At 69.8% G+C, this 7,310-nt stretch carries 8 protein-coding genes; 3 read left to right on the top strand and 5 right to left on the bottom strand.

The genetic code is table 11. From position 1 onward, the window contains the following. Nucleotides 1-150 precede the first annotated feature (150 nt). Complete coding sequence (locus tag ACFPFQ_RS24000) at nt 151-564, bottom strand: MerR family transcriptional regulator (RefSeq protein ID WP_379622524.1); 414 nt, start codon at nt 562-564, stop codon at nt 151-153. A 61-nt stretch (nt 565-625) separates the two neighbouring features. Here ACFPFQ_RS24000 and ACFPFQ_RS23995 point away from each other — a divergent pair, with 61 nt between their 5' ends. Both ACFPFQ_RS23995 and ACFPFQ_RS23990 read left to right on the top strand, forming a co-directional pair. Next, on the top strand, nt 626-886 hold the full coding sequence (locus ACFPFQ_RS23995; protein ID WP_379622523.1) for a hypothetical protein: 261 nt from the start codon (nt 626-628) through the stop codon (nt 884-886). Between the two features lie 120 nt (nt 887-1,006). Beyond that, nucleotides 1,007-1,264, top strand: a complete 258-nt coding sequence (locus ACFPFQ_RS23990; RefSeq protein ID WP_379622521.1) for a hypothetical protein — start codon at nt 1,007-1,009, stop codon at nt 1,262-1,264. Here the strand turns inward: ACFPFQ_RS23990 and ACFPFQ_RS23985 are convergent. The 3 genes from ACFPFQ_RS23985 to ACFPFQ_RS23975 are packed head-to-tail and all read right to left on the bottom strand — an operon-like array spanning nt 1,254 to nt 5,029. Next, nucleotides 1,254-3,656: an aerobic carbon-monoxide dehydrogenase large subunit gene (locus ACFPFQ_RS23985; RefSeq protein WP_379622519.1), complete on the bottom strand. Its 2,403-nt coding sequence runs from the start codon at nt 3,654-3,656 to the stop codon at nt 1,254-1,256. The two genes, ACFPFQ_RS23990 and ACFPFQ_RS23985, sit on opposite strands and share 11 nt — an antisense overlap. Continuing rightward, entirely contained in the window at nt 3,653-4,126 is a 474-nt protein-coding gene (locus tag ACFPFQ_RS23980) for a (2Fe-2S)-binding protein (protein ID WP_379622517.1), read from the bottom strand. The genes ACFPFQ_RS23985 and ACFPFQ_RS23980 overlap by 4 nt, the downstream gene beginning before the upstream one ends. Next, nucleotides 4,127-5,029, bottom strand: a complete 903-nt coding sequence (locus ACFPFQ_RS23975; RefSeq protein WP_379622515.1) for an FAD binding domain-containing protein — start codon at nt 5,027-5,029, stop codon at nt 4,127-4,129. It abuts the gene before it with no gap. 214 nt (nt 5,030-5,243) lie between these two features. On the opposite strand from ACFPFQ_RS23975, the gene ACFPFQ_RS23970 reads away from it, so the two are divergent. Next, nucleotides 5,244-6,191 carry a LysR family transcriptional regulator gene (locus tag ACFPFQ_RS23970; RefSeq protein ID WP_379622513.1) on the top strand — a complete coding sequence of 316 codons (948 nt, stop codon included), beginning with the start codon at nt 5,244-5,246 and terminating at the stop codon, nt 6,189-6,191. Nucleotides 6,192-6,244: 53 nt separating this feature from the next. On the opposite strand, the gene ACFPFQ_RS23965 is transcribed toward ACFPFQ_RS23970, so the two are convergent. Continuing rightward, nucleotides 6,245-7,309 carry an ABC transporter substrate-binding protein gene (locus tag ACFPFQ_RS23965; protein ID WP_379622511.1) on the bottom strand — a complete coding sequence of 355 codons (1,065 nt, stop codon included), beginning with the start codon at nt 7,307-7,309 and terminating at the stop codon, nt 6,245-6,247. Between the last annotated feature and the right edge of the window lies 1 nt (nt 7,310).

Below are 7,310 nucleotides of genomic sequence, written 5' to 3'. Positions count from 1 at the left end.
TGGACTAAAGACGCCGACACGATCATCGCGAAAGCCCACCGTCAATCAACTTCCGGCACGCGACACTAGCACCACCGGGGCTTGATCATCCCGTCTCCCCGGCCGACGTACCGACCGCCATCGGGAACCACGCACCGCTCGTCCGGTTGATCAACCTGTCCGGCCAGCAGACCTCACGTGCACCGCCACCAGCGGGGCGGCAGACCCAAGAGCCGCCCGATGCTCGCGCGCGATGCGCATGATCTCTTCGAGCGACTCCCGGGTGCGGACGAGCTCGACGATGTGCGCGCTGAGCCGCTCGCGTTCCTCGGCCATGCGGACGAGCTCAGCCTCGGAGGTGGCCTCGCTGGGCGTGTCCACGCACGGCATGAGGGTGGCGATGGTGCTGCTGGACAGGCCCGCGGCGTAGAACCGCTGGATGAGCGTGACCCGCTCCACGTCGACTTCGGTGTACCACCGCTGCCCACCGGCGGTGCGGCCGCTGGCGAGCAGGCCCTGCTCCTCGTAGTAGCGGACGGAGCGGACTCTGAGCCCGGCCCGCGACGCGAGTTCCCCGATCCGCATCGCACCCCCGTGACTCGTGCCACCTCGATCGACACTTGACGCCAACATCAGGTTCTAAGCCGTGTCCTGTAAGTCGGCACCCTGGCGCTGGTCGACAAGCGCGAGCCTCGGGCGCGAGGTGCACCCGCTGCTCGCGCTGGACACCCTGCCGTTCGTCGGTGGACTCGCAATCCTGCTCAGCCGCCTCCCCGGTGGCGACCTGGGGCGCACCACCATGTCCGCGGCGATGCTATTCGCCCAGCCCTGGTGCCTCACCGCGCAGCACAAACTCGGACGCGAGCCCGCCGGATACGTCGCCCACGGCCACACCCGCGACCACTGAGCAGGGAGCTACATGACGACCGCAGACAACCACCCGAGCTCGACAACCCGACACCCCGAAGGCGAGGACCACCGGTGCATTCGGACTGACCTGCATCGTCTCCGTCGCGGTCACTCCTCGATGAGCACCAGCACGACGACGCAGAGCGTCCTCACCACGGCGCGTCAGCCCGGGGCCGACGTCGTCGGCATCGGCGTCGCACTCGACGCGATCCGTACCGAGATGATCAACGACCGGGCGAGGACGACGCCCACGGTCTGGGAGCAGGCGGCCGCGCTGCCCGTGATCTCGCTCTACCCGCATGGATGCGCAGGCGGCACCGCGGCGACGGCCGTGGCCAAGATCCCGGAGGACATGGAGGTCGTCCTCATCCGATAGCGAGATCGGTTCGGATGGGCCGGCCCTGGGTGGCCGACCACACTTGGGCCGGGGTGAGCGGCATGTCGGCATGTCGAACGCCGATGGCGTCGAGTACCGCGTTCACGACCGCAGCCGGTGATCCGACGGTGGCCGACTCGCCGATGCCCTTGGCCCCGATGGGATGGTGTGGCGACGGGGTCACCGTCTGCCCCAATTCCCAGGACGGACACTCCATCGCCGTGGGCAACAAGTAGTCCATGAACGACGCACCGAGGTGGTTGCCGTCGGCATCGAAGGCGATGACCTCCATCAGCGCCATCCCAATCCCGTCGGCGAGGCCGCCATGTATCTGTCCCTCGACGATGGCCGGGTTGATCCGCACACCACAATCGTCCACAGCGATGAACCGGCGGACCATGACCTGCCCGGTCCCCAGATCGACGTCGACGACGCACAGGTAGGCGCCGAACGGAAACGTCAGGTTGGGCGGGTTGTAGACGCAGGTGGCGTCGAGCTGGCCCTCGACCCCGTCGGGCAGCTCCAGTCCGGAGTGGGCGGCCCGGGCGATCTCGGCGATGCCGGCTCCGGCCTCCCGGTCGCCGCGCACGTGGAACCGGCCCTTCTCCCATTCCAGGTCGTCGGCGGAGACCTCCAGTATCGCCGCTGCGACCAACCGGGCGCGCTCGCGTACCTTGCGCGCCGCCATCACGGCGGCGGCACCGGACACGGGCGTGGACCGCGATCCGTAGGTGCCCAGCCCGAACGGGGTGCGATCGGTGTCGCCCTCGATGACCTCGATGTCGTCCGGGGAGATCCCGAGCTCCTCGGCGACGATCTGGGCGAACGTCGTCTCGTGACCCTGGCCCTGCGACATGCACGAGAGCCGCAGCTCGGCCGATCCGGTCGGGTGCACCCGCAGCTCGGCCGCATCGGCCATCCCGAACCCGCCGATGTCCATGTCCTTGCGCGGCCCGGCGCCGACGGCCTCGGTGAAGAACGACAGGCCGATGCCCATCATGGTGCCGGTCCCGGTCTCGGCGTACGCCGCACGGCTGCACGCCTGCTCGCGGCGCAGCTCGTCATAACCGGCCATCTCAAGCGCCAGCTCGAACGCCCGCGGATAGTCGCCGGAGTCGTACTCCCATCCGGTGGCGCACCGGTAGGGGAACTGGTCGGGTCGCAGCAGGTTGACCCTGCGCACCTGCGCCGGATCGAGCCTGAGATCGAACGCCAGCACGTCGACCATGCGCTCGACGAGGTAGGACGCCTCGGTGATGCGGAACGAACAGGCATACGCGACCCCGCCGGGGGCCTTGTTGGTGTAGACGCCGCGGACCGCGCAGTGCGCCGCCGGCACCGCGTATGAGCCCGTGAAGATGTGGAAGAACCCGGCCGGGAACTTCGACGGCTGCGAGGTCCCGTTGAATGCACCGTGGTCGGCGAGCACCTGCACGCGCAGCGCTTGGATCCGCCCGTCGCGGGTGGCCGCGATCTCGCCCCGCATGTGGAAGTCCCGCGCGAAGGAGGTGCTCATGAGGTTCTCGGACCTGTCCTCCGTCCACTTGACCGGCGCCCCGATGATGCTCGTCGCGACCACGGCGCACAGGTAGCCGGGATAGATCGCCACCTTGTTCCCGAAGCCGCCACCGATGTCCGGTGCGACGATCCGGATCCGGTTCTCGGGCACGCCGATGATCCCCGAGTAGAGCGCGCGGTGCGCGTGCGGGGCCTGAGCGGTGGCGTAGACGACGAGTCGGCCGCTGATCCGGTCGAGGTCGGCGACGATCCCGCAGGTCTCCAGCGGAGCCGGATGCACACGCGGGTAGAGCATGTCGCAGGTGCTGACGTGCTCGGCGGTGGCGAAGGCGGCCTCGGTCGCCGCGGCATCCCCGGCCTCCCAGTCGAAGATGTGGTTGTCGGTGCGGCCGGCGATCTCGTCGCGGATCACCGGGGCGCCCGGGGCCAGCGCCTGCTGGGCGTCGATGACCGGGTCGAGCGGTTCGTACTCCACCTCGACGAGGCTCAGCGCGTCGCGGGCGGCGTAGCGGTCCTCCGCGACGACGAAGGCGACCTCCTGCCCCTGGTAGCGCACCTTGTCGGTGGCAAGCACCGCCGACACGTCGTGTGAGAGCGTGGGGATCCAGGCGATCCCCCGGCGTTCGAGGTCGGCGCCGGTGATCACGGCCCGCACCTTGGGATGCGCGAGCGCCCCGCCGGTGTCGATCGAGAGGATCCGGGCGTGCGCATACGGGCTGCGCAGCACCGCCCCGTAGAGCATGCCCGGCAACCGGATGTCGTCGACGAACCGGCCGCGGCCGCGCACGAACCGCGCGTCCTCCTTGCGCAGCATGTCCCCGTGGCCCATCGGCGTCGGGCGCCCGGCGAAGGGACCCGGGGGCGGCCCGGTCATCGCGGCGACCGCTCGGCCGTGGCGGCGTGCCGGATCGAGCGGACGATGTTCTCGTACCCGGTGCACCGACACGTCTGCCCGCTGATCGACTCGCGGATCTCCCCGTCGGAGGGGTCCGGGTTGTGGTCGAGCAGCCAGCGCGCCGTCATGAGCATCCCCGGCGTGCAGAACCCGCACTGCAGGCCGTGGCACAGCGCGAACGACACCTGCAGCTGGTCGAGCTCACCGGCGCCGCCCTCCAGGCCCTCGACGGTCCGCACCGAGCGACCGCCCGCCATGACGGCCAGGACGGTGCACGCCTTCACCGGCACCCGGTCCATCCAGACGGTGCAGGCGCCACAGTTGGACGTGTCGCAGCCCCAGTGGGTGCCGGTCAGGCCAAGCTCGTCGCGCAGCAGGTGCACGAGCAACAGGCGGGGCTCGACATCGCGGACGTAGTCGCGGTCGTTCACGGTGACGGTGATCTCCACCTAGATCCTCCCGGCGATCGCGAGGTCGGCACGGGCCGCCGCCATGCGCAGCGTCCTTCGAGTGAGCTCACCCGCGAGATGACGCTTGTAGTCGGCGGGACCCCGCTGATCGGCCACCGGGTTGCAGTGCTGCTCGGCGATGCGGCTCGCCTCGTCGATGTGCTCACCGGCCAGCTGCCGACCCCGCAGATGGTCCTCCGCCTCGACGGCGACGAACTGGCGGGCTCCGACGGCGGTGAGGCCGATCCCGACCTCGGTGACCACGCTGTCCCGGTCGATCTGCACCACCGCTGCGGCCGCGGCGACCGCCCAGTCACCAGCCCGGCGGTCGACCTTGAGGTAGGCACTGCTACTGCCGGCCAGCGTCGCCGAGCACGACAGCGGGATGCGCAGCTCGGTCAGCACCTCGGCGGGACCGACCGCGGTCTGGTACGGGCCGTCGAAGAACTCCCGCATCGGTACCCGGCGGACTCCGGTCGACCCCTCGATGACGGCCGTGGCGCGCAGGGCAGTGAAGGCCGCGGACAGGTCCTCCGACGGGTCGGCCTGGCAGACCGAGCCGCCGACGGTCCCTCGGTTGCGCACGACCGGATCGGCGATCACCCGCTCGGCGTCGTGCAGCAGCGGGAAGTGCGCCCCGGCCACTACCGAGCCGAGCAACTCCGCGTGCCGGACCATCGCACCGATCCGCAGTTCCTCCCCCACCACGCCGATCCCGGCGAGATCGGTGAGGTTGTTGATGTCGACCAGCAGCTCCGGCTGAGCGAGCCGAAGCTTCATCATCGGGATCAGGCTGTGGCCACCGGCGACGATCCTCGATTCCGGCCCATAGCGCTCCAACAAGGCGATCGCATCCTCGACGGAGGTCGCACGCTGGTACTCGAAGTGGGCTGGAACCTGCATCGTTCTCCCGGTGGTGGACGTGGATCCATCATGATGGTCGCCCTCACATGGCTCGGCAAGACCAGTTAAGTCTTCACTTATGCCGATTGCAGTGAAGCAGCACCGCCGCGCCGTGTCGCCGGCGAGTTCAGTTGTTCTGCAACGTGGTTCGGCGCGTCCGACTTGGTTGGGACGAGGCGAGCCGCTCCGGATACGACCCGGCAAACTGGCAGGTGTGACACTCACCCAACTCAACGCCTTCGTGCTCGTAGCTCGGCTCGGGTCGGTGAAGGCAGCCGCGAACGCGCTCGGAGTCAGCGAACCCGCTGTGTCCCAGGCACTGTCCGCACTGCGCAAATACCTCGACGATCCGCTGTTGACGCGGGGCGGGCCGGGCATGACCCTGACCCCCGGGGGAACGCGGCTGCTGACAATCGCCGCCCAGATGGTCTCCCTCGGCGCCGAGGCCGAGTCGGCGGTCCGGTCGGCCAAGGGTGCCGCGCAGCAGCTGCGCCTTGTCGCGCCCAGCGCGATCGTCGAGTTCATCACCGGGCCGCTCGCCGACGCCTTCACCGCACGGTCGCTCAGCTCGATCGAGGTGTCGGCCGGAGTGTCGACCACCGCGGAGATGGGCCCCCTGGTCTCACAGCGGCTCGCCGACCTCGCCATCGGGCCGTACCTGGGCGAGGACCGCAGCCTCGGGCTGGCCAGCGAACCGATCTTCCGTTGTCAGCTGGTCGTCCTCACCTCACCCAAGAGCCGGATGAGCGGCTCCCCCGATCAATGGCCGTGGCTCGTGGATTCGGCCGCGACCGACCCCGGCAGCGACGTCTCCCGCATGCTGCGCAGCATCGGCGTCCCCGAGGAGCGACTGTCCGTGTTCCCGAACCAGACCGCGGCATGGGAGGCCGCGGTACGGGGTGCCGGCGCCGCGCCCGGAATCCTGCACCTGGCGGTGCACCAGCTGCGGCGGCGTGAGCTGCAGGTGATCGACGTACCCGGCAGACCGTTCGAGACCTGCTGGTACGCAACGACGCTCGCCCCCGAGCGACGGTCGCCCGCCGTGGGCTCGCTACGCCACTTCCTGGGAACGCCGGAGGCGATGAAACTTCTTCGCACACCCGGAGCGGGGATGCCGGCGTCGCGGTTTCGCCCGCCGGTGTACGTCACGATCTGGAGCTGACCACCTCGTTCGAGTGACCTGGATCGCCGGCCGCGGCCGGGTGCGCCGGGCGGCTACCTCCCCGCCTCGAAGGCCTTGGGGTAGTTCGGGATTCCGGCAAGGATGTCGAGGGGCCCACCGTTGATGTTGCCCAGGGGCGTCCCCGGTCCGCTGACGATGACCCGGCCGGCCTTGACCGAAGGCAGCTGCTGGGTGACGGGATTCGACAGAAATGCCTGCTGGGCGGCGGCACCACCGACCGTGGACTCGAACATGAGGTAGTCCCCGGTCAGCTCGGACGCCCGCTCCAGGCTGAGCTTGACGATGCCGTTGGTCGTGTCCGACCCGGACAGGAAGCTCCCGCCGTCGGGGGCGGGCGGCACGATCAGCCCCAGGTAGGTCAGGACCGGCGACGGGAAGTATCCCGGCCCCGGGATGTAGAGGTTCTCCCCCTGAGCTGACACCAGCCGCACCGTCTTGCCGGTCAGGGCCGGGCGCGCCGCGGCCGCGGCCGCTTCGAACTGGGCGAGGAAGGCGTCGAACTCCGCCTGCCGATCCAGGATCTTCGCCAGCAACGCCATTTCCGGGTACCAGTTCTGGCTCTGGATTCCCGGGCCGGGCGGCGACTCGGGATAGATCGACACCAGCGGCGCGATCGCCTGCAGCGGCGTGTCGTAGGCGGTCTTGCCGTTGCCGCCGACGATCAGGTCAGGTGTCAGCGCCACGATCGCTTCGAGATCGGGTTGGTTCGGCGCGGTCCCGACCGAGGTGAACGCCGTGACCTGGCTGCTGACCACGGCGGGCACCCCGCGGGAGTCGTACTCGAGGCCGCTGGAGCCCGCCGGATAGATCTCCCCGCCGATGGGTTCCACCCCGAGGGCCACGAGGTACTCGACGGCGTACGACGGGTTGTTCACCGTCACGATCCGGGTCGGCGCCTTGGGGATGATCGCCTGCGTGCCGTCGGGTTGGGTGATCGTGAGCGGATAGGTCGTGCGCTGCGCCGTGGCGCTCGCAGACGCTCCGCTCGCGGGCACCGAGCTCGCCGACGGGGAGGAGGCACATCCCGCGACGAGCGCAGCGGCCACCAGCAGCGCGAGCACGCCCGCTGACGACCTCCGGGAACGAGACCTCGGCATG

Source organism: Pseudonocardia sp. GCM10023141, assembly GCF_042653605.1.
This window is presented reverse-complemented; position numbering and strand designations above follow the sequence as displayed.